At 73.9% G+C, this 25,818-nt stretch carries 23 protein-coding genes; 10 read left to right on the top strand and 13 right to left on the bottom strand.

What is annotated here, in order from left to right:
* Positions 1-177: 177 nt before the first annotated feature.
* The gene (locus ACFYE1_RS14145) at positions 178-933 is read left to right on the top strand and encodes an alpha/beta fold hydrolase (protein ID WP_387744047.1); all 756 of its coding nucleotides are present in this window, start codon (positions 178-180) and stop codon (positions 931-933) included.
* Between the two features lie 40 nt (positions 934-973).
* Here ACFYE1_RS14145 and ACFYE1_RS14140 read toward each other — a convergent pair whose 3' ends face one another.
* Positions 974-1,261, bottom strand: coding sequence for a hypothetical protein (locus ACFYE1_RS14140; protein WP_387744044.1), 288 nt, complete (start codon positions 1,259-1,261; stop codon positions 974-976).
* Between the two features lie 45 nt (positions 1,262-1,306).
* Between ACFYE1_RS14140 and ACFYE1_RS14135 the strand changes: the two genes are divergently transcribed.
* Positions 1,307-1,558: a hypothetical protein gene (locus ACFYE1_RS14135; RefSeq protein WP_387744041.1), complete on the top strand. Its 252-nt coding sequence runs from the start codon at positions 1,307-1,309 to the stop codon at positions 1,556-1,558.
* Between the two features lie 14 nt (positions 1,559-1,572).
* On the opposite strand, the gene ACFYE1_RS14130 is transcribed toward ACFYE1_RS14135, so the two are convergent.
* Entirely contained in the window at positions 1,573-2,208 is a 636-nt protein-coding gene (locus ACFYE1_RS14130) for a YdcF family protein (RefSeq protein WP_387744038.1), read from the bottom strand.
* Positions 2,209-2,407: 199 nt separating this feature from the next.
* Between ACFYE1_RS14130 and ACFYE1_RS14125 the strand changes: the two genes are divergently transcribed.
* Entirely contained in the window at positions 2,408-2,881 is a 474-nt protein-coding gene (locus ACFYE1_RS14125; RefSeq protein ID WP_387744035.1) for an acyl-CoA thioesterase, read from the top strand.
* Between the two features lie 158 nt (positions 2,882-3,039).
* On the opposite strand, the gene ACFYE1_RS14120 is transcribed toward ACFYE1_RS14125, so the two are convergent.
* Both ACFYE1_RS14120 and ACFYE1_RS14115 read right to left on the bottom strand, forming a co-directional pair.
* The gene (locus tag ACFYE1_RS14120) at positions 3,040-4,905 is read right to left on the bottom strand and encodes a bifunctional sugar phosphate isomerase/epimerase/4-hydroxyphenylpyruvate dioxygenase family protein (protein WP_387744032.1); all 1,866 of its coding nucleotides are present in this window, start codon (positions 4,903-4,905) and stop codon (positions 3,040-3,042) included.
* Positions 4,905-6,362 carry an MFS transporter gene (locus ACFYE1_RS14115; protein WP_387744029.1) on the bottom strand — a complete coding sequence of 486 codons (1,458 nt, stop codon included), beginning with the start codon at positions 6,360-6,362 and terminating at the stop codon, positions 4,905-4,907. Before ACFYE1_RS14115 ends, ACFYE1_RS14120 begins: the two co-directional genes overlap by 1 nt.
* Before the next feature lie 172 nt (positions 6,363-6,534).
* Here ACFYE1_RS14115 and ACFYE1_RS14110 point away from each other — a divergent pair, with 172 nt between their 5' ends.
* A complete protein-coding gene (locus ACFYE1_RS14110; protein WP_387744026.1) occupies positions 6,535-7,305 on the top strand; it encodes an IclR family transcriptional regulator in 771 nt (256 codons plus the stop codon).
* Between the two features lie 9 nt (positions 7,306-7,314).
* On the opposite strand, the gene ACFYE1_RS14105 is transcribed toward ACFYE1_RS14110, so the two are convergent.
* Genes ACFYE1_RS14105 through ACFYE1_RS14095 form a run of 3 tightly spaced genes read right to left on the bottom strand, consistent with a single transcriptional unit; the run spans position 7,315 to position 9,256 of the window.
* Positions 7,315-8,271 (bottom strand): aldo/keto reductase, encoded by a 957-nt coding sequence (locus tag ACFYE1_RS14105; RefSeq protein WP_387744023.1) that lies wholly within the window; start codon positions 8,269-8,271, stop codon positions 7,315-7,317.
* Positions 8,268-8,951, bottom strand: coding sequence for a tetratricopeptide repeat protein (locus ACFYE1_RS14100; protein WP_387744021.1), 684 nt, complete (start codon positions 8,949-8,951; stop codon positions 8,268-8,270). The genes ACFYE1_RS14105 and ACFYE1_RS14100 overlap by 4 nt, the downstream gene beginning before the upstream one ends.
* Positions 8,952-8,992: 41 nt before the next feature.
* Positions 8,993-9,256 carry a PLDc N-terminal domain-containing protein gene (locus ACFYE1_RS14095; protein ID WP_387744018.1) on the bottom strand — a complete coding sequence of 88 codons (264 nt, stop codon included), beginning with the start codon at positions 9,254-9,256 and terminating at the stop codon, positions 8,993-8,995.
* Positions 9,257-9,402: 146 nt separating this feature from the next.
* Between ACFYE1_RS14095 and ACFYE1_RS14090 the strand changes: the two genes are divergently transcribed.
* Both ACFYE1_RS14090 and ACFYE1_RS14085 read left to right on the top strand, forming a co-directional pair.
* Entirely contained in the window at positions 9,403-10,353 is a 951-nt protein-coding gene (locus ACFYE1_RS14090; RefSeq protein ID WP_387744016.1) for a YsnF/AvaK domain-containing protein, read from the top strand.
* A gap of 247 nt (positions 10,354-10,600) precedes the next feature.
* Positions 10,601-12,829 (top strand): catalase, encoded by a 2,229-nt coding sequence (locus tag ACFYE1_RS14085; RefSeq protein WP_387744014.1) that lies wholly within the window; start codon positions 10,601-10,603, stop codon positions 12,827-12,829.
* Positions 12,830-12,958: 129 nt separating this feature from the next.
* Here the strand turns inward: ACFYE1_RS14085 and ACFYE1_RS14080 are convergent, their stop codons facing one another.
* On the bottom strand, positions 12,959-14,341 hold the full coding sequence (locus tag ACFYE1_RS14080; protein WP_387744011.1) for a TIGR01777 family oxidoreductase: 1,383 nt from the start codon (positions 14,339-14,341) through the stop codon (positions 12,959-12,961).
* Positions 14,342-14,700: 359 nt separating this feature from the next.
* On the opposite strand from ACFYE1_RS14080, the gene ACFYE1_RS14075 reads away from it, so the two are divergent.
* From ACFYE1_RS14075 to ACFYE1_RS14065, 3 genes are all read left to right on the top strand, one after another.
* Complete coding sequence (locus tag ACFYE1_RS14075; RefSeq protein ID WP_387744008.1) at positions 14,701-15,279, top strand: histidine phosphatase family protein; 579 nt, start codon at positions 14,701-14,703, stop codon at positions 15,277-15,279.
* 134 nt (positions 15,280-15,413) lie between these two features.
* Positions 15,414-20,336 carry an NAD-glutamate dehydrogenase gene (locus tag ACFYE1_RS14070; protein ID WP_387744006.1) on the top strand — a complete coding sequence of 1,641 codons (4,923 nt, stop codon included), beginning with the start codon at positions 15,414-15,416 and terminating at the stop codon, positions 20,334-20,336.
* Between the two features lie 8 nt (positions 20,337-20,344).
* Positions 20,345-21,787: a phytoene desaturase family protein gene (locus tag ACFYE1_RS14065; RefSeq protein WP_387744004.1), complete on the top strand. Its 1,443-nt coding sequence runs from the start codon at positions 20,345-20,347 to the stop codon at positions 21,785-21,787.
* Positions 21,788-21,794: 7 nt separating this feature from the next.
* On the opposite strand, the gene ACFYE1_RS14060 is transcribed toward ACFYE1_RS14065, so the two are convergent.
* Positions 21,795-22,403, bottom strand: coding sequence for a transglycosylase SLT domain-containing protein (locus ACFYE1_RS14060; RefSeq protein WP_387744001.1), 609 nt, complete (start codon positions 22,401-22,403; stop codon positions 21,795-21,797).
* An 82-nt stretch (positions 22,404-22,485) separates the two neighbouring features.
* On the opposite strand from ACFYE1_RS14060, the gene ACFYE1_RS14055 reads away from it, so the two are divergent.
* The gene (locus ACFYE1_RS14055) at positions 22,486-22,986 is read left to right on the top strand and encodes a DUF456 domain-containing protein (protein ID WP_387743999.1); all 501 of its coding nucleotides are present in this window, start codon (positions 22,486-22,488) and stop codon (positions 22,984-22,986) included.
* Between the two features lie 105 nt (positions 22,987-23,091).
* Here the strand turns inward: ACFYE1_RS14055 and ACFYE1_RS14050 are convergent, their stop codons facing one another.
* From ACFYE1_RS14050 to ACFYE1_RS14035, 4 genes are read right to left on the bottom strand one after another with little or no spacing between them, the layout of a single operon-like run.
* On the bottom strand, positions 23,092-24,459 hold the full coding sequence (locus tag ACFYE1_RS14050; protein ID WP_387743996.1) for a molybdopterin molybdotransferase MoeA: 1,368 nt from the start codon (positions 24,457-24,459) through the stop codon (positions 23,092-23,094).
* Positions 24,459-24,755, bottom strand: a complete 297-nt coding sequence (locus ACFYE1_RS14045; protein ID WP_387743994.1) for a DUF6457 domain-containing protein — start codon at positions 24,753-24,755, stop codon at positions 24,459-24,461. Before ACFYE1_RS14045 ends, ACFYE1_RS14050 begins: the two co-directional genes overlap by 1 nt.
* Positions 24,756-24,794: 39 nt before the next feature.
* On the bottom strand, positions 24,795-25,391 hold the full coding sequence (mobA, locus tag ACFYE1_RS14040) for a molybdenum cofactor guanylyltransferase (RefSeq protein ID WP_387743991.1): 597 nt from the start codon (positions 25,389-25,391) through the stop codon (positions 24,795-24,797).
* Positions 25,388-25,714, bottom strand: coding sequence for a MoaD/ThiS family protein (locus tag ACFYE1_RS14035; RefSeq protein ID WP_387743989.1), 327 nt, complete (start codon positions 25,712-25,714; stop codon positions 25,388-25,390). Before ACFYE1_RS14035 ends, mobA begins: the two co-directional genes overlap by 4 nt.
* Positions 25,715-25,818: the final 104 nt, after the last annotated feature.

Here is a 25,818-nt window from a genome sequence, read left to right as displayed (position 1 = left end):
AGTGACGTCCTCCTCGGATTCCCGGTTGCGGCGGGCCGGTCGGCCTCACCAGCGGAAACACTAGAGTTCCGGCCGGACAGCACAGCGCGGCCGACGGCGGGACGGCGCCCCGGTGACACCGTGCCCGCCGGCTCCGTAGGCTGACGGCCAGGACTCCGCCGACGGAAGGACAGTGCCGTGCTCCGATCCGCCCGCTCCGGTTCGGGAGCGCCCACCCTGCTGCTGCTCCCGGGGCTCCTGTGCACCCAGCGGCTGTGGGACCGGGCGCGGCCGCTGCTCGAGGCCTTCCACGACGTCCTCACCGTGGACCTGCCGGGGGTCGGCGGCGATCATCCGGACGGCGCCGCGGACCTCACGGCGTACGCGGACCGGGTGTGCGAGGTGCTCGACGCGGAGGGGATCGAGCGCTGCGTGTGGGTGGGGCACTCGCTGGGCGGCTACGTGCTCGCGGCGGCCCTGGAGCGCCACGCCGACCGGATCAGTCACGCCGTCCTGGCCTACAGCACGACCGAGGCCGACGACGCCTCGGCCCGCGCCGGCCGGGACAAGGGGATCTCCGCCGTGCGGGAGCGCGGCGTCGCGGCCTACGCGCGCCGGCAGATGCCGCGGACGTTCCGGGAGGACGCCCGCGAGGCGGACGTCGAGGCCGCGCTCCGCCAGGCCCGGGACTGGCCGGAGGATGCCGTGGTCCGTGCCCTGGAAGCCATGCGGGACCGGCCTGACCGCACGCCGCTGCTGCTCGAGCACTCCGAGCTGCCGGTGCTGCTCGTCCAGGGGGACGACGACCCCGCCATCGACGCCCTCGATCCGCAGGAGCGCCACGTCACCCGGATCGTCACGGACACCGCGCACATGGGCGTGCTCACCGACCCGCACACCTTCGCGGGCATCGTGCACGGCTGGGTGGCCGACGAGCTCGAGCGCTCTGCCTGACCGGACTCCGCCGGGGAGCGGTGCGTCGGGGAGCAGGCCATCAGGGAGCCGGCACGGGCCGCCACCCCGCCGAGTCCACCTCGACGACCACGGGCGCCCGCCCGTCCGCGCCCCGCAGCCGCAGCGCCTCCTCGATGTCACCGGCGGGGGCGGCGACCACGAAGGTCTCCCCGCGGAACAGGTCGGCGGAGTCGTCGACGAGCGAGACCAGTTCCTCGGCGCCGCGGACGGTGAACCGCTCGGCCACGCGCAGGCGTGCGGTCCACAGCGGCGGAGCGGCGGCGCCGTCGAGGAGGACGGCGGTGGCCGGGCACTGCAGGTCGGTCATGGTCCCAGTCTTCCCTCCGGGCCGCGGCGGGAGAAGACTGGGACCATGACCGGACCCGTGGACCCCATCACCGTCGCCGCCGCCCGGGCCCGCATGGCTGCGGACGCGCACCGCGGCGTGGAGACCGACGCGTGGGTCGCCGGCCTCGCAGCCTCCGGCGGCCCCCACCGGCCGGGGGCGCCGCGCCCGTCCGCGGGGGACGTCCTCTCCGGGCGCGACGACGCCCACACGGTCTCCTCCGAGGGCGACCGCCGGTCCGTCGAGTGGAGCCGCGACCTCGCCGACCGGGGCGGCTGAGTGGTCCCGCCGGGTCAGCCCACGGACTTGGGCTGCCAGGGCAGCTGCTGATCGCAGCCGGGGGTGAGCCAGGCTTTCACGAAGCCTCCGGACTGGTAGACGAACTCCCGCAGGTGCCCTCGCGGCACGGCCGGGTAGTCGAAGGAGAGCATGTCCAGCTCCCCCGGGTAGCACCGTCCCAGCAGCAGGCGGGCCCGGGCGACGTGCTGGCGGTAGGTGAGCACGCTGACGTGGTCCCACCCCCGCTGCTCGCTCAGCGCGCGCAGCTCCATGGCCTCGCCCTGGGTGGTCGAGGGGTCGGGGCGGAAGCAGATCACCTCGTAGTCCTGGTCCCCGCCCTCCGCGCAGGTCCGGGCGGCCCGCGCGTAGTACACCCTGCCCGAGGCGTCGCCGAGGTCGCCGGTGCCCGGATCGGCCACGACGAGCACGGGCGCCACCCCGGCGTCCATGAGCCGCAGCGCCTCGGCCATGCGCGTCCGGTCCGGAGGTCCCAGCACGAGGAGGGCGTCCGAGCGCGCCGGGTCGTCGGTCCGGGGGTGCTGGAACACCGCCCAGCCGGCGATCAGCCAGGCCAGGCCCAGCGCGAGCGCCGGGACGAGGACCCAGCTCAGCCACGCGGAGCGGCGGGTGGTGCGGGCACTTCGGGGCATCGGGGCCGCTCCTCGCCGGTCGTGCGGACGGAGTCCGGGTCAGCCGACATTGTCGCACCCGCCACGGGGGGACGCGCGCCGTGTGACGGGTCGGGGCCGACCGGGCGGGGTGGCCCGGGCCTACGATGTAGGACGCCGGTGCGGTGCGCGCGGGCGTGCCGTGCGCACGGCAGTTCGACGACCGAGGAGGACGGACCGCATGACGGTGCAGGACGAGTCCGGTGTGCTGTGCCGGGTGCCCATGCGCTGGGGCGACATGGACCCGTACGGGCACGTGAACAACGTGGAGGTCGTGCGGCTGCTCGAGGAGGCGCGGATCGCGGCTCTGGGCGTGCCCGTGGGCACCGGCGACCAGGTGGAGCCCCCGCTGATCCCGTTCTTCTCCGCGCTGCCGGAGGGCACTCAGGCGCTGATCACCGAGAACCGGATCAAGTACCTCCGCCCCCTCGAGTACCGCAACACGCCGGTGGAGGTCCGGGTGTGGGTCGTCTCCGCCCGCGGCGGGGCCCTGACGCTGGGTTTCGAGATCACCGACGTGGTCTCGCGCAGGGCGTGCGTGCGGGCCGAGACCCGGCTCGCGTTCTTCGTGCCCGCCACGGGGACGGTGCTGCGCATCTCGGCGGAGCAGCAGGAGCTCCTCGCCCCGCACGCGGGCCCGAGCGTCTTCCGCTGACCCTCGGTGTTCCCGCCGAGCCCCCACCGCGCCGTGCCCTCGCCCGCTGAATCCCCATCCAGGTGGCGTTTCCCCAGGGCGATTTCTGGGGAAACACCACCGACGTGGGGTGCGGCGCAACGGGGGGACGGAATGTGGGGGGGGTCGGGCGGGCCGGCTCAGGCCTCGGTGCGCGCCCGGTGGGCCGCCTGCGATCGCCGGTACTGCGCCGCGAGCCGGACCGGGGCGTTGGGCGCGCCGAACCCGGAGTACCCGTTGCGGCGCTCCACCACTTCGAAGAACACCGTGCCCAGGGTCTCCGTGTAGAAGTGCAGGAACTCGCCCTGGGCGTCCCGGTCGTAGAGCAGGTGCAGCTCCTGCAGGGAGGCCACGAACCCGGCGTCGAGGTCGAAGCGGGCGTCGAGGTCCTCGTAGTAGTTCTGCGGCACGGGCAGGAACCGCAGCCCGCGCCGGCGTGCCCGCCGGGCCACGGCGACGACGTCCGTGCAGGACAGCGCCACGTGCTCGGGGTAGGCCGCGCCCACGAAGGAGCCCTGCTCGGCGGCGGTGGGGGCCACGTTGAGGGGCATCCGCACCGCGCCGTTGGCCGAGCGCATCACCTGGCTGCGCACCAGCCCCGAGGGGCCGGGGACGTCCTGCGAGGCCTGCGCCTCGAGGGCGAGCACCGAGGTGTAGAACAGGACGGCCTCGTCGTAGTGCTGCCACGGCTGGGCCATGTTGATGTGGTCCACCCCGGTGACCAGCGCCCCGGTGTCGAGCTCGTCGTCCGCGCCGAACTCGGCCAGCCAGGCGGGGACCCCGTCCGCCCTGCGCTCGCAGAAGAAGATCTCCGTGCCGTCCGGGGCGAACACGCCGCGGAGGACCTGCTCGTCGTCGCGCTGGGAGCGGGGCACGGGCAGGGCCTTGAGCCGGGCGGCCCGCTCGACCACGGCGTCCGGGTCGGCGACGTCGAAGCCGAGCGCGGCGATCCCGGTGGTGGAGCCGTCCGGGACCGCGTCGTTGACGACCACCCGCACCGGTCCCTGCACCCACACCTGCACGTTCTCCTTGGACTGGTGGTGCCCGCCCAGGGCGAAGCCGAGCTGGTGCAGGAGCCGGGTGGTCTCACCGAGGCGTCCGGTGCGGATCTCCACGAAGTCGTGGCCGCTGGGCTCCTCGACCGCGGGCAGCGCCTGGAGCCCGAGCGTGTCCCGGGTCCGCTCCCCGGCCAGGGCCCGCCGGGTCTGGTCCTCGAGCCAGCGCAGGGAGCGCAGCCCGTCCACCGCCGTGCGGTGGACGTCGGCCTGGCGGAAGGCGTCGTTGAAGATCTCCAGGGACACGGGCCCGTCGTAGCCCGCGCGGACCAGGTGGGACATGAAGCCGACCATGTCGAAGCCGCCCTCCCCGGGGAACACCCGGTGGTGGCGGGACCAGGAGAGGACGTCCAGGCTCAGCAGCGGGGCGTCGGCGAGCTGGACGAAGAAGATCTTCTCGGCCGCGACGTCCTCGATCGGCGCGGGGTCCCAGGCGCGGGAGAGGATGTGGAAGCTGTCGAGGCAGGTCCCCACGCTCGGGTGGTCGGCGAGGTCCACGATCCGCTGGGCGCGCTCGAAGTCGTCGACGAACCGTCCCCACGCCAGCGCCTCGTAGGCCAGCCGCACGCCGTAGCGGGCGGCGAGCCCGCCGAGCTGCCGCAGCTGCCCGGCCATGACCTCGTCGTCGTCGATCTCCGCGGTGGCCACGTTGGAGCACACGAGCAGGGTCTCCGTGCCGAGCCGGTTCATCAGCCGGAACTTGGCCTCGGCGCGCCGCAGGTTCGCGGCCAGCTGCTCCGGGCCCACGGCCTCGAAGTCCCGGAAGGGCTGGTAGAGGTCCAGGCCCAGTCCCAGCTGCCCGGCGAGCTCCCGGATCTCCTCGGGGGAGGAGGGGGAGACGACCAGGTCCTGCTCGAAGACCTCGATCCCGTCGAACCCGGCGGCCGCGGCGGCGTGCATCTTCTCCTCGAGGGTGCCCGAGAGGCAGACCGTGGCGATCGAGGTGCGCATCAGCGTCCCGCCCCGGAGACGGCCGGCTCCACGGCGCCCCGGTCCCCGGTGCTCTGCTCCCCGGCGTCCCGTCCCCGGTCGTCGGGGGCGCGCAGCCCGGCGGCCTCGGCGCGCGACGTGTGCAGCGCGTCGATCTCGTCGAGGGACTTCTTCGCCGTCTCCTTCGCGGTGAGCGCGGCGCCGCCGGAGATCAGGCACGCGACCGTGACGAACACGGCCACGCCGAGCCAGTTGTCGCCGGCGGGACCGGCCACGGCGGAGGCGAGGACGGGCGCGAAGCCGCCCGAGACCGCGAACCCGATCTGGGTGCCCAGGGCCAGGCCGGTGACCCGCACCCGCAGGGGCAGCATCTCGGCGTAGAACGAGGGCCAGATGCTGTTGGCCATCGAGTAGGAGCACCCGGACATGACCGCGCCGAGCACGAAGATGAGCGGCCAGTTCCCGGCGTGGACCGCCGAGAGGTAGGGATACATCAGCACGGCGGGGCCGAGCACCCCCGCGAGGAAGACGGGCTTGCGGCCGATGCGGTCGGCGAGCACGGCCACGACCGGGATCACGAACAGGGCGACGGCGTTGGCCAGCACCGAGACCCACAGCATCGTGGAGCGGTCGAGGCCGACCACGGAGGTGGCGAACGAGAGGGACCACACCGTGAACACCACGTTGACGGTGTTGATCATGGCGGCCGCGGCGATCCGGACCACGGCGGCCCGGTGGTGCCGCAGCAGCACCCGCAGGGGGGACTCCGGCTGCTCGGCGGGCGCCTCGGCGCGGGCCTCCCGGAAGGCCGGGGGCTCCTCCAGATGGCGGCGGATCAGGTAGGCGACGACCACGACGACGGCGGAGAGCCAGAACGGCACGCGCCAGCCCCAGCTGAACAGCGCCGCCTCCGGCAGGAGGGTGAAGGGGATGAACACGGCGGTGGCCAGCAGGGTCCCGAACTGGGTGCCCTGCAGGGTCCAGCTGGTGGTGTACGCGCGGCGGTCCTCGTCGGCGTGCTCGAGCGACATGGAGATCGCGCTCGCCTGCTCGCCCGCGGCGGACAGGCCCTGGACCACGCGGCACAGCACGAGCAGCGCCGGGGCCAGCATCCCCACCTGGTCGTAGGTCGGGAGGCAGCCGACGGCGAAGGTCGCCCCGCCGATCATGAACAGGGTCAGCATGAGCACGAACCTGCGGCCGAACCGGTCGGCCACCGGCCCCATGACCAGTGCGCCCAGCGGCCGGACGACGTACGCCACGCCCACGGTGCCCATGGCGAAGAGGATGGCCGCGCCCGGGGACGTCTCGGCGGGGAAGAAGAGGCGATTGAGCACCAGGGCGGCGGCGGTACCGTAGACCGCGAAGTCGTAGTACTCGAGGGCGCTGCCGATCCAGCTGGCCAGTGCGGCCTTGCGGGGCGTCCGGCCGGACGGCGGCGTGGCCGTGGTCCCGGCAGTCGTCGCTGCTGAACTCATGGAGGTCCTTCGGTTCGGTCCGCAACATCAGATGGTTCTCATATTGTGGAAATTACTTCTATTGTGTGATCATGATTGCTGTGAGCTGGTCCACATGTCAACCAGAGAGCGAATGGAGCGCCACCGTGAGAACACCGAGCCGGACCACCGTCCCCAGCGTCGGATGCCCCCGATGACGGCCCCGGAGCCGGCGGGGGCCCCCCGCCGGGACATGGTGGGCAAGGCCCTCCAGCTGCTCGAGCTGCTGGGGGAGCACCCGGGCGGACTGACCACGGCCGAGGCCACCAAGATCTGCGGCTACCCCTTCAGCACCACGTACCGGCTGCTCAACGCGCTCGTCCGGGACGGCTTCGCCGAGCTGCAGGAGGACAGGCGCTACGTCCTGGGGCTGAAGATCTTCCACGCCGCCCACAGCGTGGCCCAGCGCCTCGGGATCACCGGGACGGTCGTGCCCGTGCTGCGGCGGATGGTCGAGCGCACCGGGGAGTCCTGCCTGTTCGCCGTCCTGGACGGCGACCGCTTCCACACCCTCGCCAAGGAGGACGGGCCGGACTTCCGGGTCACCTCCGACCCCGGCTACCGCGGCGCGCTGCACTCCTCGGCCCTGGGGCTGTGCCTGCTCGCGTTCGCCCCGGAGGACGTGCGCGAGCACCTCGTCGGCACGATCGGGCTCGAGCCCCGCACCCCGGGCACGCTCACGGACCGGGACGAGCTGCGCCGGCGGGTCGAGCGGATCCGGCGGGAGGGCTGGGCCACCCAGGACCAGGAGCACGACGTGGGGATGGTCGCCGTGGCGGTGCCCGTCCTGCGGCCGGGCGGGGGCTGCGTCGGCTCGCTCGCGCTGTCCGCACCGGTCTTCCGGCACCGGCTGGAGGACCTCGTGGACATGGTGCCCGCCCTCCAGGAGGCGGCGGAGGAGCTCGGCGCGAGGCTCACCGGCTGAGCGGCGTGCTCAGGGGACGGACCGGCCGCGGGCCGCGGTGAGCAGGGCGTACCAGTCCTCGTGGCCCAGCCGGGACGCGAGCTCCTCCGCCCCGGCGCACGCGGCGATCCGCTCCGGGTCGGTGGTCCCCAGGACCGGGCGGATCCCGCCGGGGTGCTTCATGAGCCACGCGAGGACCACCGCCTCGCCGGACACGCCGTGCGCCGCGGCGATCCGGTGGACCGTCTCGGCGGTGGCCGCGGCGTGCTGGTCCTCCGGCGGGATCGGCGCACCGGTGTACAGGCCGCGGGCGAGGGCGCCCCACGCCTGCACCTCGATGCCGTCGGCCGCGCAGTACTCCAGGAGCCCTTCCGGGAACGAGTGCTCCGCCCCCTCGGGGTGGTTGGCCAGGATCTGCTGCTCCACGAAGCTCCGGTGCCGCAGGCTCAGCTCGAGCTGCACCGCGGTGACAGGAGTGGTGAGCACCTGCTGGTAGCGGGACACCTGGCGGGTCGACATGTTGGACAGGCCCACGGAGCGGATCAGCCCCTCCTTGCGCAGCTCGTCCAGGGTCCCCGCGACCTCCCGGAGGTCGGCCAGCGGGTCCGGCCGGTGCAGCACGAACCGCTCCACCGAGTCCACCCGGAGCCGGCCCAGGGATCCCTCGAGGCTGCTCCGGATCGTGTCCCGGTCCAGCCGGTAGTGCACCGGCGCGCCGGGTGCGGCGGCGTTGCCCGGCAGGCGCACCCCGCACTTGGTCTGCAGGGTCACCCTCCGCTCCAGCTCCGGGTCCTCGGCGAGGAGCTCGCCGAAGACCGCCTCGGACTTCCCGTGGGCGTAGATGTCGGCGTGGTCGAAGTCGGTGATGCCCGCGTCCAGCGCGGCGTGCACCGCGGCCCGGGCGCGGTCCACGGTCCGGGCGCTCGGCGGGGCGTCGTCCCAGGACCCGCCGATGGTCATGCAGCCGTAGATCAGGCGCGAGCTCATGGGCGGTCCTCTCCTTCGGGCACTCCGGCGTCCCGGGCGGGGCTCTGCTGCTCCAGGCGCTGCTGCTCGGCGGCCCAGCGCAGGCGGGCGGCTGCCGCATAGGCGGCTCCGGACTCCTTCATCCGTCCCGCGCGCTCGTAGAGCCGGCCCAGAGCGGTGAAGCACTCCGCCTGGTCCGTGGTCGTGGCCTCGGTCTCCTGGTAGAAGTCCAGCGCGCGGTTGTACGCGGTGATGGCCTGGGTGTGGCGCTCGCCCAGTTCGTACACCCGGCCCAGGTTGACGTGGCACTGCGCCTGGTCCTGCGCCTCGTGCGGGGCGTCGAGGTACTGGCCCAGGGCGTCGAGGAGGTGCTCCTCGGCGTCGTGGGCGCGATCCAGCTCGAGCAGCAGGCTGCCCAGGATCAGGTGCGTGCGGGCCTTGTGCTTCCCGCTGCCGGGGATGCGGCAGAAGAGTCCGAGGGCGTTCTCGTAGGCGGTGACGGCCCGGCCGGGGCGGTTCATCCCGAGGTAGAGGTGGCCAAGGTTGTAGTGGCAGGCGGCCTGCTCCTGGCGGGAGTCGCCCTCCTCCTCGAAGAGGACGATGGCCTGCTGGTAGGCGGTCTCGGCCTCGTCGAGCCGTCCGCGGTCCTCGGCGTCGAGGGCCCGGGTGAAGAACCCGTGCCCGTCCTGGCTGTAGCTCATGCGGATTCCTTTCTCGGCCGGGTCCTGCGGGACGGAGGGGGCTACGCGGGATGCGGCTCCTGCGGCCGCGGGGCCCGGCGGCCCAGCGCGAACCACAGGCCCGCGCCGGCGACGGGGAACGCGAGGATCACGAGCAGCCACAGCAGGCGCAGCACGGGATCCAGGCCCGGGCTGCGCAGCAGGGAGAGCGAGGCGGCGACCATCAGCACGACGACGACCGCCCCGGCCACCGTCGCACCGCTCTCCCACGCTCCCGACCGCACGGCCTCGGCGCCGCCCGCCGCGAGGACGGTACAGGTGCTCATGCATCGATCCTCGCACCGCGGCGGCGGGCGGACAAGGGCGGGAACCCGGGCGTGCCGGTCCCTGGTCCCCCGTAGAGTGGGATGCGCCACCACTCAGCACGCTGATAAAATGTGCGTGTCGACTGCAACCCCGAGGAGAGTCCACGATGTCCACCTCCGACGACCGTCCGTACGACCAGGAATCCGCCCACGAGGAGCCCACCGCCGGGCGCGCCGGCGGGCTGGATGCGGACGACACCGGGGTGGAGCGCCACCCGCCCAGCTCGGCGACCGAGCTCTGGGACCACAACGCCTACGGGCGGGAGAACGGCGACGTCGGCGGCTCGGCGACCTCGGGCGCCACCGACACGCGCGACCCGCGCGGCGGGGCCCCCGCCTACAACATCGACGCCGGGGACGACGACGCCGTGCGTCACGGCGACGACTCCGGCCGCGACGGCGGCTCGGGCGTGCGCGAGACCGGCGAGTCGCTGACCGGGTCGGACGCCACGGCCGGTCACGGCCGCGAGAGCGTCGGCGGCGAGACGCGTGACGACCGGCGTGACGGGCTGTCCGGCGCCGGCGGTCAGGCCTTCGACCAGGAAGCGACCGGCTGGAACGGCACCGATCAGGTGACCACTGCCCAGGGCGCCACGGGCACGGCCACGGCGGAGGGCGGTGCAGGCCGCCACGACGCCGGGCACGGGACCGCCGACCTCGGGGGCGCCGGGACCGTGCCCGGCGGGCACCCGGGAGACAGCCCCTCCGTGGTCCGGCACGAGGAGCGCTTGCACGTCGGGACGGAGCGGGTCGAGTACGGACGGACGCGGCTGCGCAAGTACGTGGTGGAGGAGCCGGTGCGCGCGGAGCAGACCCTGGCGTCCGAGGACGTCGAGGAGGTCCGCACCCCCGTCACCGAGGAGGAGCGTGAAGCGTTCCTCGCCGGCCGGGAACTGCCGGTGGGGGAGGACGAGGTCATCCTCTACCGGGACGTGCCCGTGGTGCAGACGGTGCGCGTGCCCTACGAGCGGGTGCGCCTGGTCGTGCGCCGCACGGAGCGCACCGAGGTGGTCGAGGAGACCGTGCGCCGGGAGCGCATCGACGTCGAGGAGGACTGAGTCCCTCGCGACGGACCCCCTCGGCCCCCGGGTCGAGGGGGTCCGTCGCGCCGCCGCGGGCCGTCCCCCGGCCCGCCGCCGCCTGTTCACCCAGGGCGGAGGCCCGGCCGAGGGCTTGTGCCTCGCCGCACGGGAGTGCAGTAATGACCAGTGAGCTGGTCGTTCCGGTCCGTGCGGACCGGGGCCGGCCGGTGTCGACCACATTTCGACGACCGGGAGGTCCACCGTGCGCAAGAGGCTGAACAGGATGATGAGGCAGAGGACCGAGGAGCAGGCGCCCCTGGCTCCCGGGGTCCCCGGCAGCGAGGCCGCCCCGCTCGCGGAGCCCACCACGGCCCGCCCGCCGCTGCCGCCCAAGCCGGACCAGGGCACGCCCGAGCCCGTGAGCCCCACGGGCCAGGACACCGGGATCGACCCGGCCCTGAACGCCCAGGGCGGGGAGCACCTGACCACCGCCCACGGCTCCCGGCGCGGCGACACCGACCACTCCCTGAAGGCGGGCCGGCGCGGGCCCGTGCTCCTGCAGGACCACCACTTCCGGGAGAAGATCAGCCACTTCGACCACGAGCGGATCCCGGAGCGCGTGGTGCACGCCCGCGGCGCGGGTGCCCACGGCGTGTTCCGCTCCTACGGCACCGCGAGCAGGATCTCCTCCGCCGCCGTGTTCCAGAAGGACGTCGAGACCCCGGTCTTCGTGCGCTTCTCCACCGTCCTCGGCTCGCGCGGGTCCGCCGACCTCGCCCGGGACACCCGCGGCTTCGCCACGAAGTTCTACACCTCCGAGGGCACCTGGGACCTCGTGGGCAACAACATCCCCGTGTTCTTCATCCAGGACGCCATCAAGTTCCCGGACGTCATCCACGCAGGCAAGCCCCACCCGGACCGGGAGATCCCGCAGGCGCAGTCCGCCCACGACACCTTCTGGGACTTCGTCTCCCTGCACACCGAGGCGCAGCACCACACGATCTGGAACATGTCGGACCGCGGCATCCCCCGGTCCTACCGCACGATGGAGGGCTTCGGCGTCCACACGTTCCGGCTCGTCGACGACGCCGGCCGCAGCGTGCTCGTGAAGTTCCACTGGAAGCCGAAGCTCGGGGTGCACTCGGTGCTCTGGGAGGAGGCGCAGATCGCGATGGGCATGGACCCCGACGTGCACCGCCGGGACCTGGCGGACGCCATCGAGGCCGGCGCCCACCCCGAGTGGGAGCTCGGGGTGCAGGTCTTCGAGGACAACGAGGAGCAGATGTTCGAGGGCATCGACCTGCTCGACCCCACGAAGATCGTCCCGGAGGAGCTCGCGCCCGTCGAGCCGGTCGGGCTGATGACGCTCGACCGCAACCCGTCGAACTTCTTCGCCGAGACCGAGCAGGTCGCCTTCAACCCCAACAACCTGGTCCGCGGCATCGACGTCACCAACGACCCGCTGCTGCAGGGCCGGCTGTTCTCCTACCTGGACACCCAGCTCAGCCGGCTGGGCGGGCCCAACTGGACCCAGCTGCCGATCAACCGTCCCCACGCCCCGGTCAACGACATGCTCCGGGACGGGATGCACCAGACGGCCGTGCACACCGGGGTCGCCCCGTACCACCCGAACTCGCTGGACGGGAACAACCCCTTCCCCGCCGACGAGCCGGCCCGGCCCTTCATCGACCACCCGGCCCCGGTCGCGGAGTCGGTCAAGGAGCGCGGGAACCCCGTGACCTTCGAGGACCACTACAGCCAGACCCGCCTGTTCTGGCTGTCGATGAGCGACGTGGAGAAGGAGCACATCGCGCAGGCGTACACCTTCGAGCTCGGCAAGTGCTGGGAGCAGTCGGTCAAGGAGCGCCAGCTGCAGGCTCTCGCCAACATCGACGAGAAGCTGTGCGCCGTGGTCGCCCAGGGACTGGGCCTGCCGGCGCCGAAGCCGACCGTCAAGCACGGGCGGATCCAGCCCAGCCCGGCCCTGTCCCAGATCGGCGGGCAGTGGCCCCTCGACGGCCGCCAGGTGGGCATCGTGGTGGGCCCGGACCCGGAGGAGAAGGACCTCGTGGCCGTGGTCTCCGCGATCGACGACGCCGGGATGGTCCCGCTGGTCATCGCCCCGCACGGCGGTCCGGTCGGGCGCGGCGGGAAGGTCGTGGCCCACCGGACCTACCTCACGGCGCGCTCGGTCGAGTTCGACTCGGTGCTCGTGGCCGGTGCCGTCCCGCCGGCCCCGGACGCCCGGCAGGGCCTCGACGCGAAGGCCGGAGCCGTCACCTCCGGCGGCGTGGACCCGCGCGTGCACCTGCTGCTCGGCGAGGTGTTCCGCCAGGCCAAGGCCATCGGCACCTGGGGCGCCAAGGGCCAGGTGCTCGCCGCGGCGGGCCTGCCCGAGGGCGCGCCCGGGGTGGTCTCCGGCAAGGACGCCGCCTCCGTGGTCGAACAGGTGGTCACGCTCATGAAGAGTCACCGCGCGTGGGAGCGGTTCCCGGTCTCCGGCCGCCTCTGACCACCGCCGCACTGGCGCGACGTCACCACTTCTGCCGAGACCGCCGCCGACCCGCGGTGAGCTCGGCCAGAAGTGGTGACGTCGGCCGTTGGGGCGGGGCGGGCCGGGCGGTCGACGGGGCCGGGTGGGTCAGAAGCGGCCGAGCTCCTCCCGCAGCGCCGAGCCGAGGTCGGGGTGGCGGAACCGGTAGCCGCGGTCGATGGCCCGGTCCGCCGAGACCCGCTGGTCCGCGAGCGCCATCAGCTCGGCGCCCTCCGACCCGAGCACGAGCTTCGGCCCGAACCCCGGGGTGGGCAGCAGGGCCGGCCGGCCGAGGACCTTGCCGAGGGTCCGGGCGTAGTCGCGGCCCGTCACCGGCATCGGGGCCACGGCGTTGACGGGCCCGTGCAGGCCGGGGGAGAGCACCGCGTGGGCGAACAGGCCCACCGCGTCGTCCAGCGAGATCCAGCTCAGCCACTGGTCCCCGGAGCCGAGCCGTCCGCCCAGCCCCGCGAGGAACAGGGGCAGCTGGGCCTTGAGGGCGCCGCCGGCGGGGCTCTGCACCACCCCGGTGCGGACCGTCACCACGCGGGTGCCGATGGCCTCGGCCTCCTGGGCGGCCCGCTCCCACGCCGTGCAGACCCCGGCGAGGAAGTCGTCGCCCGGCGGGGACTTCTCCGTGACGGTCTCCCCGTGCGTGTCCGCCCCGTAGTACCCGATCGCCGAGCCGTTGATCAGCGCGGAGGGGGCCTCGTCGCCGAGCGCGGTGAGCGCCCGGACGAGCAGCCGGGTCCCGAGCACCCGCGAGTCGTGGATCTGCTCCTTCGCCGAGTCCGTGAGCCGCCCGCCGATGGTGCGCCCTGCCAGGTTCACCACGACGTCCACGCCCCGCAGCGCGGCGGGGTCCAGCTTTCCGGCCGCCGGGTCCCACGAGATCTCCAGAGGGGTGCGCGCCTCGCGGCGCACCAGGCGCCGGACCGTGTGGCCGCCCGTGCCCAGCAGCGCGGCCAGCTGCACGCCGATGGTGCCCGAGGCCCCCGTGACGGCGACGGTCAGGGGCCGGCCGGGATAGCGGCTGTGGAGGTCGAGGTCGGCGGCCAGCCGCCGGGAGCGGGCCTCGAACTGGCGGCCCAGCGCCGGGCTCATCAGCCGGTCCCCGAACGCCCTGCTGCCCGGCAGCGCGGCGTACTCCACCGTGTCGGTGACCACGGTGCCGTCGTGCCCGTCGTCCTCGAACCGGTGCTGGTGCTCCCAGGAGGCGAGCGGTCCCTTGACCATCCGGTCCCGGAACTCCCGGCCCGGGACGAAGCCGTGGTGCTCCGCGGTCCAGGGCACCGAGGCCAGCCCGCAGGAGCCCGGCACGGCGACCCGGAGCCGGGACCGCGTCCCGTCCCGCAGCGGGGGCGAGGACTCCTCCACCACGGAGCCCGTCCACGCGGGCGTCAGCCGGGTGAGCGCCCCCGGGCGGGCGTGCCAGGCGAAGACGTCCTCGACGGAGTGGGGCACGCGGGAGCTGAACGTGAAGGTGGTCATGCGTGCCACTCAACCCGCAATGCCCCGGTTCGTCCAGGACCTCGGGCCGCGGGCCGTCCGTGTCCTCGCCCGCATGCTTCCGAGATCCCGCCCGGGGCGCCACGGTGGGCGCACGTTCTCGCGGTGGAGGCTGCCACGACCACCCCGGCCGACGACGACGCACCGGGCCTCGACGACGTCGACGCCCCCGGGGGGAGGACGGTCCGATCGGCCGCCCGTCCCGGCGCGACCGACCCGCGGCCGGCAGCGCCCGGTCCAGCAGGAGCGGTCGTGCGGCGGGACGGGGTTCCGGCCCGCGCGGGCCGGAGTTCTGTCCGCCCCGCTTGCCCCCGGGCGGGGCGTCGCCCAGAGTGGGGGACGTGAACACCCCCGGACGCATCGTGCTCATCCGCCACGGCCAGACCGACTGGAACCTCGAGGAGAGGCTCCAGGGCGCCACGGACGTCCCCCTCAACGACGCCGGGCGGGAGCAGGCCCGGGCCGTCGCCCGGCACCTGCATGCCGAGGCCCTCGGCTGGGACGTGCTGGTCTCCTCGCCGCTGGACCGGGCCGTGGAGACCGCCCGGATCATCGGCGAGACCCTGGGCCTCGAGCTCTCGGGGACCTACGGCGAGCTGGTGGAGCGCAGCTTCGGTCCGCACGAGGGCTCGCGCCTGGCCGGGCTGGAGGGGCCGGCACGGGAGCAGGTCCTCTCCGCGGGGGAGCCGGCGGAGGCGGTCGCCCGTCGCGGTCTGGCAGCTCTGCGCCGGATCCGCGACGACCACCCCGGGCGCAGCGTGCTGGTCGTGGCGCACGGCTCGCTCATCCGCCTGACGGTCTCCGAGCTCAACGGGGAGGCCCATCCGAGGATCCGCAACTGCGAGGTGGTCCCTGTGCGGACGGAGGCCCTCGGCGCCGCGCGCCTGCGAGATGACGTGTCGGAGTCCACCGCACCCTGACAGCCCCGGCTTCGTTCAATAAGCTGAGGTCACCAGGGACGGTCCCACGAGGTGCCGTCCACCCCCTGCGGCGGCAACGGTGGCGCACAGCACGCGCTCCCGGCCGCCCACGGCGACGAAGGCGTGATGCGGCTGTGGCCTCTGACCAGTACACGATCCCCGACGAGGACCGGACCGAGGCGCTCCGGGTGATCCCCCGGGCCCCCGAGTGGTCCGGGGACCGGGCGTGGATCAACGAGTACTACCGCCACGTACCGCAGGAGGACCTGCTCGCGCGCACCGAGGGGCAGTTGCGCGAGCGGGCCGACCACCACCACGAGGTGGGCCGCGTCCGCGCGCCGCGGGAGATCGCCGTGGGCGTGCGCCAGGAGGACTCGACCTCCGTGGTCTTCGTGGTGACCGAGGACGTCCCCTACCTGGTGAGCACCGTGTCCTCCGAGATCGCCGCCAAGTGGGGCGGTGCCCGCCTGCTCATCCACCCCGTGCTGGTCGCCGCCCGGGACGCGGACACCCATGAGCTGCGCGAGCTCCAGCAGGTGCCGGACTTCTCGGCCACCTCCAGCGGCGACACCACTGCGCTGCCCAGCCTGGCCGGCCTCCGCTCGGACGGCGGCACCACCCACGTCGTGGAGTCCTGGATCTCCGTGGAGCTCGCCCGGCAGATCTCGGACGAGACCGCACAGGAGCTCGTGGACCGGCTCTCGAACCTGCTCCGGGACGTCCAGCGGGTCGACGACGACCAGGTGGACCTCAAGGAGCGCGTCGGACGGCTCGCGGACGAGCTCGACCGGCTGCGGCAGCTGGACCTGCCCCAAGGCGGGCCCCCGCCGCTGATCGGACCGTCCCAGGAGTTCCTGCGCTGGCTCGTCCGGGGCAACTTCATCCTCATGGGGTTCAAGGAGTACGACCTCGAGGACTCCGGCGAAGGCCTCTCGCTGGTCAGCCGCCCCGGGACCGGTCTGGGCCTGCTCGAGGAGCACGACCGCAAGCCGCACCGGCAGGTCCTGACCGGGCTGGGCCGGGAGCACGCGCGCGAGGCCGGCACGCTGTTCATCACGAAGGCCAACCGCCGTTCGTCGATCCACCGCCGGGAGTACCTCGACTACATCGGCGTGGCGAAGTACGACGACGAGGGCCGGATCGTGGGCGAGTACCTCGTGCTGGGGCTCTTCACCCGCCGCGCCTACAACACGCCGGCCCGCGAGACGCCGCTGCTCAAGGACAAGCTGGCCGAGGTCGCCGAGCGGTTCGGTTTCCTCGAGGACTCGCACTCGGCCCGGGACCTCATGGGCAACATCGAGGACTACCCGCGCGACGAGCTGTTCCACATGACCGCGGACGAGCTCTACGACATCATGCGCGGCGTCATGGGCCTGGACGAGCGGCGGCAGACCCGCCTGTTCCTGCGCCAGGACCACTTCGGGCGGTTCATGTCCGCCGTTCTCTTCCTCCCCCGCGACCGGTACAACACGTCGGTGCGCGGGCGGATCGAGGCCGAGCTGAGGCGCACCTTCGACGCCGAGTCCATCGACTTCGACGCCCGGCTCTCCTCGTCCACGCTGGCCCGGTTGTTCTTCCGGATCCGGCTGCCGTACACGGGCCAGGTGCAGTCCTTCGACCGCACGGGCCTCGAGTCGCGGCTGCGGGCCGCGGTGCGGTCCTGGGGCGAGGCGCTGGCGCGTACGATCCACCGGGACTTCCCCGAGGAGCTGGCACGGAGCTACGCCGAGAACTGGGCGGAGGCGTTCCCGGACTCCTACCGGGCGGACTACGAGATCGAGGAGGCGGTCGAGGACCTCCAGCGCTGCGAGGAGCTGTGGGGGCGGGACCCGGACCTGCCCGCGGAGGTGCGCGTCGTCGACGACCCCGGGGGCGTGCGGCTGAACATCTACCTCACCCGTTCCATGTCCCTCACCGAGCTGCTGCCGATGCTGCAGAACCTCGGCCTGACGGTCCTGGACCAGAAGCCGTACGAGGTCACCCCCGCCGACGGCCGCCACTTCCAGCTCTACGACTTCGGGGTGCGGCTGCCGGAGGGCGTGGACGCGACCGGCCCGGAGGACGCCAAGACCGAGGACCTCATCGAGGACACCCTGTGCGCGGTGCTGGCCCACAGCTCCGAGTCGGACTCCCTGAACCGGCTGGTGCTGACGGAGCGCATGACGTGGCGGACCGTGGCCGTGCTGCGCTCCTACGTCCGGTACCTCCTGCAGCTGGGGCACCCCAACTCGTTCGAGTACATCGCGGACACGCTCCTGGGCTTCCCGCAGGCCACCCGGGCGCTGGTCGAGTTCTTCGACGTGAGCTTCGACCCGGCGCTCGACGACGCCGTGCGCGGCTCCCAGCGCGACGCCGCGCAGGACCGGCTGACCGCGGCCCTGGACGAGGTGCCCACCCTGGACGCCGACAAGCTGCTGCGCGCGCTGGCCGAGATCATGGCCGCGACCCTGCGCACCAACGTGTACCGGCACCGCCCCACCATGGCGTTCAAGCTGGACCCCCGGCGGATCAGCACGGCCCCGCTGCCGCACCCCATGTTCGAGGTCTGGGTGTGGTCCCCGCGGGTCGAGGGCACGCACCTGCGCTTCGGACCCGTGGCCCGCGGCGGCCTGCGCTGGTCGGACCGACGCGAGGACTTCCGCACCGAGGTCCTGGGCCTGGTGAAGGCGCAGATGGTGAAGAACTCGGTGATCGTGCCCAACGGGGCGAAGGGCGGGTTCTACCCCAAGCAGCTGCCCGACCCGGCCGTGGACCGCGACGCGTGGGTGGCGGAGGGCCGGGAGGCGTACAAGCTGTTCATCGCCTCCCTGCTGGACGTCACCGACAACCTCGTCCGGAACGAGTCCGGCCAGGACGTCGTCGTGCACCCGGAGAAGGTGGTGCGCCGCGACGGCCAGGACTCCTACCTGGTGGTGGCCGCGGACAAGGGGACGGCGTCCTTCTCGGACACCGCCAACTCGATCTCCGAGGAGTACGGGTTCTGGCTCGGGGACGCCTTTGCCTCGGGCGGCTCGGTGGGCTACGACCACAAGGCCATGGGCATCACCGCCCGGGGCGCGTGGGAGTCGGTGAAGCGGCACTTCTTCGCGGTGGGCGTCGACACCCAGACGGAGGACTTCACGGTGGTGGGCGTGGGGGACATGTCGGGCGACGTGTTCGGCAACGGCATGCTGCTGTCCGAGCACATCCGGCTGCTGGCCGCGTTCGACCACCGTGACATCTTCCTCGACCCGGACCCGGACCCGGCCGTCTCCTACGCCGAGCGCGAGCGGCTGTTCGGCCGCCCCCGGTCCTCGTGGCAGGACTACGACCCGGAGAAGATCTCGGCCGGCGGCGGCGTGTACTCGCGCACCGCGAAGTCCGTGCCGATCTCCCCGGAGGTCCGCGAAGCCCTGGACCTCGACGACGGCGTCGAGGAGCTCTCCCCGATCGAGCTGATGCGGGCGATCCTGACGGCGCCCGCCGACCTGCTGTACAACGGCGGGATCGGCACGTACGTGAAGTCGGCGCAGGAGACCTCCACGGACGTGGGGGACAAGGCCAACGACGCGATCCGCGTCGACGGCCAGGACCTGCGGGCCAAGGTCGTCGGCGAGGGCGGCAACCTGGGCTGCACCCAGCTCGGCCGCGTGGAGGCCGCGCTGAACGGGGTGCTGATCAACACGGACGCGATCGACAACTCCGGTGGCGTGGAGTCCTCCGACCGGGAGGTCAACATCAAGATCCTCGTGGACCGCATGGTCGTGGCCGGGAAGCTCTCCGCGGAGGAGCGCGCCGGCTTCATCGAGGCCATGACCGACGAGGTCGCCGGGCTCGTGCTCGAGACGAACGTGGCGCAGAACGTGCTGCTGACCACGGAGCGGGCGCGCGTGCGGGCCCTCAACGAGGCCTACATCCGGTTCATGCACTGGCTCGAGGAGGAGGCCGACCTCGACCGGGAGATCGAGTTCCTGCCCTCCGACGAGCAGCTGCGCGAGCGGGTCCGCACGGGCCACGGGCTCACGTCCCCGGAGCTGTCCGTGCTGGCGGCCTACTCCAAGATCCAGCTCTCGGAGGCCCTGGTCGAGGGCGCTCTCGCCGAGGACCCGTGGTTCGAGGAGGTCCTGGAGGCCTACTTCCCGGAGCAGATCACCCAGCGCTTCGGCGAGCTCGTCGGCACCCACCCCCTGCGCGCCGAGATCATCTGCACGGTCGTGGCCAACCAGATGGTCAACTACGGCGGCATCCCCTTCGTCTACCGCGTGATGGAGGAGACCGGGTGCGGGCCCGTGGAAGTGGCCCGGGCCTTCGTGGCGGCCGTGCAGATCTACGAGATCGACCGCTACGCCCACCAGCACCGGGAGCTGCCCGCGGACCTGCCGACCGAGATGTGGGACCGGATGTTCCTGGACATGCGCCGCCTGCTGGACCGCGTGGTGCGCTGGCTCATCAACCGGGAGGAGACGGCCAATCCGGTCGCCGAGGTCATCGACCGCTACAAGCCCACCGTGGACATCCGGTTCCTCGAGGACCGGCTGCTCGGGGAGGACTCCCGGCAGCGGGTCGACTCGCGGGCGGAGGCCGCCGAGCGGCAGGGCGTCCCCGGACCGCTGGCCACGGAGTGGTCGCAACTGCTGGACGCGTTCGCGCTGCTCGACGTCGCGCGCCTCGCCCACGCCTCCGGCGAGGCGATCGCCGAGGACGGCAGTCTGGACGAGGAGCAGATCAAGACCATCGCCAAGGTCTACTTCCGGCTCTACGACCGCTACCGCATCGAGAGCCTGCTCAACCGCATCACCGGCCTGCCGCAGACCACGCGCTGGGAGAACCTCGCGCGGATGTCCATGCGGGAGGACGTCTACGCGACCCTGGTGGCCCTCGCAGACCAGGCGCTCGAGGCGCCCGGGCGGGACGCGCGGGAGAAGGTGGAGTCCTGGGAGTCCAGCAACGAGTCCCGCCTGAGCCGGCTGCGCGAGGTGCTGGGGGAGATCGAGGCCGAGGACGCGGGCGAGGCCTCCACCGAGCTCGCGTCCCTGTCCGTGGCGCTGCGGACCATGCGCAGCGCCCTGGTCGGCTAGGACGGACCGTGCAGGGAACGGCCGCGGTCGTCGGCTCGGGACCCAACGGGCTCGCCGCGGCCGTGGTGCTGGCCCGCGCCGGGCTCGACGTCACGGTCCACGAGGCGGCGGGCGCGGCCGGGGGCGCGGCCCGCTCCTCGGCCGCACTCGGCCCCGGCACGGTGGTCGACCTCGGCTCCGCCGTCCACCCCTTCGGCGTGGCCAGCCCGCTGTTCGCGCAGCTGGGCCTGCACCGGCACGGCCTGGAGTGGCTGCACCCGCCGGTCGTCGCCGCGCACCCGCTCGACGACGGCCCGCCGGGCCTGCTGCACCGCTCGCTCGAGCGCACGGCGGCGGGGCTGGGCACGGACGGCCGGGCGTGGTCCCTGCTGCACCGCGGTGTGGTGGAGCGCTGGGAGGAGACGGTCGAGTCGGTGCTCGGCCCGCTCGTGCGCGTGCCGGAGCACCCGCGGGCCCTGGCGTCCTTCGGTCTGCGCGCGCCGTGGCCCGCCGCGGCCACGGCCCGGGCGCTGTTCCGCACCGAGCAGGCCCGGGGGCTCTTCGCAGGGTCCGCCGCCCACGCGGTGCTGCCCCCGCGGCACGCGCTGACCTCCGCCTTCGGGACCCTGTTCGGCGCCGCCGCCCACGCCACGGGGTGGCCGGTCGCGCGCGGCGGGTCCCAGGCCGTCGTCGACGCCCTGGTGGCCGACCTCGAGGAGCACGGCGGGCGGGTGCTCGTCCACTCCCCGGTGACGGACCTCGCCCAGGTCCGGCCGGCCGACGTCGTCCTCCTGGACCTCACGCCCCGTCAGGTGCTGGGCCTGCGCGGCCTCGAGCTGCCGGACCGGTACCGGCGGGCGCTCGCCCGGTGGCGCTACGGCACGGCCTCCTACAAGGTGGACCTGCTGCTGGACGGCCCCGTGCCGTGGCGGGACCCGCGGGTGGCGGAGGCCGGGACCGTGCACGTGGGCGGGACGCTCGCCGAGATCGCCGCCGCGGAGCAGCAGGCCCGGGCGGGCCGGCTGCCGGAGCGCCCCTTCGTGCTCGTGGCCCAGCAGGGGGCCGCCGACCCGTCCCGGGCGCCCGCGGGCCGGCAGGTGCTGTGGGCCTACGCCCACGTCCCCCACGGGTGCGACGACCCCCGGGCGGGGGAGCGGGTGCTCCAGCAGCTCGAGCGCTTCGCCCCCGGGGTCCGCGACCGGATCCGCGAGCGCGTGGACACCTCGCCGGCCGGGCTGGAGGCGTGGAACGCGAACCTCGTGGGCGGGGACATCGGCGGCGGCTCCCTGGACGGGCTGCAGCAGGTGTTCCGGCCGGCCGTGCAGGCCGATCCCTACGCGACCGGCGTGCCGGGGGTCTGGCTGTGCTCGTCGTCGACACCACCGGGCGGCGGGGTGCACGGCATGGCCGGGTACCACGCGGCCCGCAGGGCGCTGCGGGGCCTCGCGAGGAGCCGGCGGCCCGCCGGCTGACGGGGGCTCAGGCCCCGAGCCCGGCGTACTCCGTGGCTGCGAGCTCGCGGATCTGCGCCACGTAGCCGCGGGTCTCCGCGAACGGGGGGATCCCGCCGTGCCGCAGGACCGCCGTGGGCCCGGCGTTGTAGGCGGCGAGCACCAGGTCGATCTCCTCCTGGGCCGAGGCGGGCGCCAGTCCTCGCACCATGCGGCGCAGGTCCTTGAGGTAGACGCCCTGGGCGTGGATGGCGGCCCGCGGGTCGAAGGGGTCGCCCCGGCCGTAGCGCTTCCACGTGTCCGGCATGAACTGGGCGAGGCCCTGCGCCCCGGCGTGGCTGACGGCCCGCGGGTCCCACCGGCTCTCGACGTCCAGCTGGGCGGCCACGATCTCGGGCGGGAGCCCGGAGAGCTCGGCGGCGGCCAGGACGTCGTCGCCCCACGGCTCCGGGACGGGGGCGGTGCGGCTCGGCTCGTCGCCGAGGGACGCCCCGCAGCACCCGGAGGTGTTGGCGTGGAAGAGCCCCCCGGTGCCGATCAGGAGCAGCACCACGGAGGCCAGCAGGAACCACGGGGAACCGCGCGGGGCGAGTTCCCCGGTGCCGGGGCGCGCGGGGTCCAGGACGATGGTGGCCATTTGTTCCAGGCTAGGAGGACCCACCCGGCCCGGTCTGCGGCCTCTTGGGGGGACAGTGCGACCCAGAGCCTACGATGAGGGCGTGACTGCCGAGATCATCGCGACCCTCATCACCGCCGCCCTGCTCGTCGTCGGGTGCCTCGGCGTCATCGTGCCGGTGCTGCCGGGCTCGATCCTCATCGTGGTCGGCCTGGCCGTCTGGGCGTTCACGGTCCAGGCCGTGGAGGGCTGGACCGTGCTGGTCGTCGGCTCCGCGCTGGCGATCGCCGGGATGGCCGCGAGCGTGGTGCTCACCGGGACCCGGCTCAAGCGCCGGCAGATCCCCAACCGCTCTCTCCTCTACGCCGCGGCAGGCGCCGTGGTGGGGCTGTTCGTGATCCCCGTGGTCGGGATCTTCGTGGGGTTCTTCGGGGGCCTGCTGCTGAGCGAGACCGCCCGCCAGCGGGACCTCCGGGCGGCGCTGGACTCCAGCTGGGCGGGTCTCAAGGCAGCGGGCCTGGGGATCGTCGTGGAGTTCGCGTGCGCGCTCGCCGCCTCCACGGTGTTCGTGCTGGGCGCGCTGGTCCTCTTCACGACGGCCTGAGCTCGGGCCCTGCCTCTGCCGGGAGCGGGCCGGAACCGGTCCCGGCACGGGCGGGGCCCGGACACCGCAGTGCGGGTGTCCGGGCCCTCGGCGTCCCGCGGCGCGTCAGCGCCAGGGCAGGGGGACCACCTCGACGTCCTGCCCGGCGGCCACGCCGCCCGGCGGGACCACGATGATGACGTCCGCGTGCGCGAGCCCGCGCAGCATGTTCGCGCCGACCCGGTCCCGGGGGGAGACCGTCCCGTCCCGGAGGTAGCCGGGCACCAGGGCGGTGACCTTCTGGCCCGGCAGCTCCTCGGCCGCGGGCAGGGTGCGCGTGGCCGGGGGATGGTCGCCGTGCAGCCTGGCCAGCAGGGGCTGGGCCACCGTGAAGATGCTGGTCATCGCGGCCAGCGGATTGCCGGGCAGGCCGACCACGAAGGGGCCGTCCTCGGGCAGCCGCGCCAGGAACGTGGGGTGGCCCGGGCGCTGGGCGAGGCCGTCGAGCAGGAAGACCGCCCCGAGCTCCTGGAGCGCCGACCGGACGTGGTCGGCGTCGGAGTGCCCGGTCCCCCCGGTGGTGACGACCACCTCGGTGCGGGCGTCGAGCACCGACCCCATGCCGGAGGGCGCCTCGGTCAGGGCCGAGAGCATCGCCTTGGCGGTGTCTTCGACGCGCCGGAGCTGGTCCACGGACCCGCCCAGCATCTCCACGAACGTGGGCAGCTGGGGGCCGAAGGCGTCCCGGACCTGGCCGGGCTCGGGGATCCCGTCCTCGACCACCTCGCTGCCGGTGAGCAGGATGGTCACGCGCGGACGGCGGCGGACCGGGAGCATGTCGTGGCCGCTGACGGCGGCGAAGGCGATGTGCGCGGGGTTGAGCAGGCACTCGGCGTGCAGGATGATGTCCCCGGCCGCGACCTCCTCGCCGGTGCGGCGGATGTTCTGCCCGTAGGGGATGTCCTCGGCCGAGGGGGCGTGGGCCGCGATCGTGAGCACGGTGCCCTCCTCGGACAGGCGCGCGTACTCGTCGCGCAGCACGGCCCGGGCCCCGGCGGGGACGAGTCCGCCGGTGACGATGCGGGTGGCCTCGCCCGGCTCCAGGTTGAGCACCGGGCGGTAGAGCTCCTTCGGCGGGATGGTCAGCATCTTGCGGGGGTCCGTCTCCACGGGCTCGGGGAAGACCACCGTCCACGGCTGGGGGCCGGCCACGGCGTAGCCGTCCATGGCGGAGGAGGCGTAGTGGGGGACCGGGATCGGGGCGGTGACGTCCTCGGCCAGGACCTCGCCGAGCGCCTCCTGCAGGGGCAGCCAGTGGCTGGGCAGCGCGGTGGCGATCTCGTAGGAGAACTGCCGGGCCTGGTGCCACTCGGCGTCGTGGACGGTCTCGACCTCCTCGGGGGCGCTCTCGGGCGTGCCGCTGTCGTCCTCGATGACGGGCAGCGCGTGCGTGTAGGGGCTGTTGGTGTCGTGGGGCAGGGGCAGTCCGGACATCAGTTCTCCTCGGGGGTTCGGCGGGCGGCGGGGACGAGTCCGCCGACGGTCTGCAGGGCACGGTCCAGGACGCGGTGCTCGTCCTCGCCCGCGGCCACGGCACGGCCCACGTGGTAGCCGAGCAGATAGGCGGTGGGCGGGACGGCCGGGCGCACGGTGCCGTGGGCGATCCTGCCGGTGAGGCCCAGCACGGCGTCCAGCGGGAGGTCGGCGTCGGTCACGTCCAGGGCTCCGCGCACGACCTCGACCCACCGCTCCAGGATCTCGTTCTCGGACGGGCTCAGGTCCTTGGGCATGCGCCGCTCCTCCCGGACGGTGGGGCCGCCCGCTCGTGGTCAGGTCAGGTGGTGCCTGTGCACATCGTCCCACGTATCGACGTCCGCGGTGGCGTCCTCGGGCACGGTGACGTCCCGGAGCGGAAGATCGCGCACGAAGGAGAACACGGACCGGTCCGCGGCGTCCTGCCCCGCGAACGCCCGGCGCAGCACGTCGCTGCGGTAGAGGGCGGCGAGGGGCTGGCGGTGGCCCCCGGGCGGGACCGACACGTAGCCGGCGGCGCCGTCACCGGTCCGCGCGGCCTCCAGCAGGAGGGGCACGGCCTGTGACACCCCGGGCATGTCGCAGGCCAGGGTCATGGTCCACTCCGCCGGCTCCAGGACCGCCAGGGCACCCAGCCCCGCGGCGATGCCCGCGGCGGGCCCGGCGTACGGCGGGTCCTCGCGGGTGCGCAGCACCCCCTCGGGGACGACCAGGTCCTCCGGACCCACGACGACGACACCCGCCGCCGCCCCGACCGCGTCCACCGTGAGTTCCAGCAGGGTGCGCCCGCCCCGCCGCAGGCCCGCCTTGGGCCGCCCGCCCAGCCGGGAGGAGCGCCCGCCGGCCAGGACCAGGGCGTGGAACACCACGGTGTGCGGGCCCGTGGTGCTCATCCGCCGGAGAAGGGCGGCAGGACGTCGAGCACCGCCCCGGCCGGGACCTCGGTGTCGGGGTCGGGGCAGGCCACCCCGTCGAGCAGGAAGCTGGCCCGGGCCAGCACCTGCGCCAGCGGCGGCCGGCCGGGCGCCGGCTGCCGGTGGGCCCGGGCCAGCAGCTCCTCCACCTCCCGGCGGGTGAGGACGGGCCCGTCGAGGGCCACGGTCTCGGCCTCGGTGCCGGCCGCGGCCCGGGCGGCGGCGAAGAACCGCACCTGCACCACGGCGCCCGTGTCCGGGGCGGGGATCCCGGGGGTGCTCCCGGCGGGTTGGTGCGTCATGGCCGCTGTTCCGGTCGGGTCCCTGTGCTGGGTCACGCCGCTCAGCCTCCGATCGCGCTCATCGAGCGCTCCGGCTGGACGTAGCCGGGGGAGTCCAGACCCAC

It is taken from the genome of Kocuria nitroreducens (genome assembly GCF_042879195.1).
Classification (GTDB): domain Bacteria; phylum Actinomycetota; class Actinomycetes; order Actinomycetales; family Micrococcaceae; genus Kocuria; species Kocuria nitroreducens.
This window is presented reverse-complemented; position numbering and strand designations above follow the sequence as displayed.

Bases quoted from the DNA above. Each gene is read 5' to 3' on its own strand.
- ACFYE1_RS14125 (WP_387744035.1), top strand. From the start codon at position 2,408: ATGACGGTGCAGGACGAGTCCGGTGTGCTGTGCCGGGTGCCCATGCGC.
- ACFYE1_RS14135 (WP_387744041.1), top strand. From the start codon at position 1,307: ATGACCGGACCCGTGGACCCCATCACCGTCGCCGCCGCCCGGGCCCGC.
- ACFYE1_RS14105 (WP_387744023.1), bottom strand. From the start codon at position 8,271: ATGAGCTCGCGCCTGATCTACGGCTGCATGACCATCGGCGGGTCCTGG.
- ACFYE1_RS14035 (WP_387743989.1), bottom strand. From the start codon at position 25,714: ATGACGCACCAACCCGCCGGGAGCACCCCCGGGATCCCCGCCCCGGAC.
- ACFYE1_RS14095 (WP_387744018.1), bottom strand. From the start codon at position 9,256: ATGAGCACCTGTACCGTCCTCGCGGCGGGCGGCGCCGAGGCCGTGCGG.
- ACFYE1_RS14090 (WP_387744016.1), top strand. From the start codon at position 9,403: ATGTCCACCTCCGACGACCGTCCGTACGACCAGGAATCCGCCCACGAG.
- ACFYE1_RS14060 (WP_387744001.1), bottom strand. From the start codon at position 22,403: ATGGCCACCATCGTCCTGGACCCCGCGCGCCCCGGCACCGGGGAACTC.
- ACFYE1_RS14080 (WP_387744011.1), bottom strand. From the start codon at position 14,341: ATGACCACCTTCACGTTCAGCTCCCGCGTGCCCCACTCCGTCGAGGAC.
- ACFYE1_RS14120 (WP_387744032.1), bottom strand. From the start codon at position 4,905: ATGCGCACCTCGATCGCCACGGTCTGCCTCTCGGGCACCCTCGAGGAG.
- ACFYE1_RS14130 (WP_387744038.1), bottom strand. From the start codon at position 2,208: ATGCCCCGAAGTGCCCGCACCACCCGCCGCTCCGCGTGGCTGAGCTGG.
- ACFYE1_RS14110 (WP_387744026.1), top strand. From the start codon at position 6,535: ATGACGGCCCCGGAGCCGGCGGGGGCCCCCCGCCGGGACATGGTGGGC.
- ACFYE1_RS14085 (WP_387744014.1), top strand. From the start codon at position 10,601: ATGATGAGGCAGAGGACCGAGGAGCAGGCGCCCCTGGCTCCCGGGGTC.
- ACFYE1_RS14100 (WP_387744021.1), bottom strand. From the start codon at position 8,951: ATGAGCTACAGCCAGGACGGGCACGGGTTCTTCACCCGGGCCCTCGAC.
- ACFYE1_RS14115 (WP_387744029.1), bottom strand. From the start codon at position 6,362: ATGAGTTCAGCAGCGACGACTGCCGGGACCACGGCCACGCCGCCGTCC.
- ACFYE1_RS14050 (WP_387743996.1), bottom strand. From the start codon at position 24,459: ATGTCCGGACTGCCCCTGCCCCACGACACCAACAGCCCCTACACGCAC.
- mobA (WP_387743991.1), bottom strand. From the start codon at position 25,391: ATGAGCACCACGGGCCCGCACACCGTGGTGTTCCACGCCCTGGTCCTG.
- ACFYE1_RS14140 (WP_387744044.1), bottom strand. From the start codon at position 1,261: ATGACCGACCTGCAGTGCCCGGCCACCGCCGTCCTCCTCGACGGCGCC.
- ACFYE1_RS14045 (WP_387743994.1), bottom strand. From the start codon at position 24,755: ATGCCCAAGGACCTGAGCCCGTCCGAGAACGAGATCCTGGAGCGGTGG.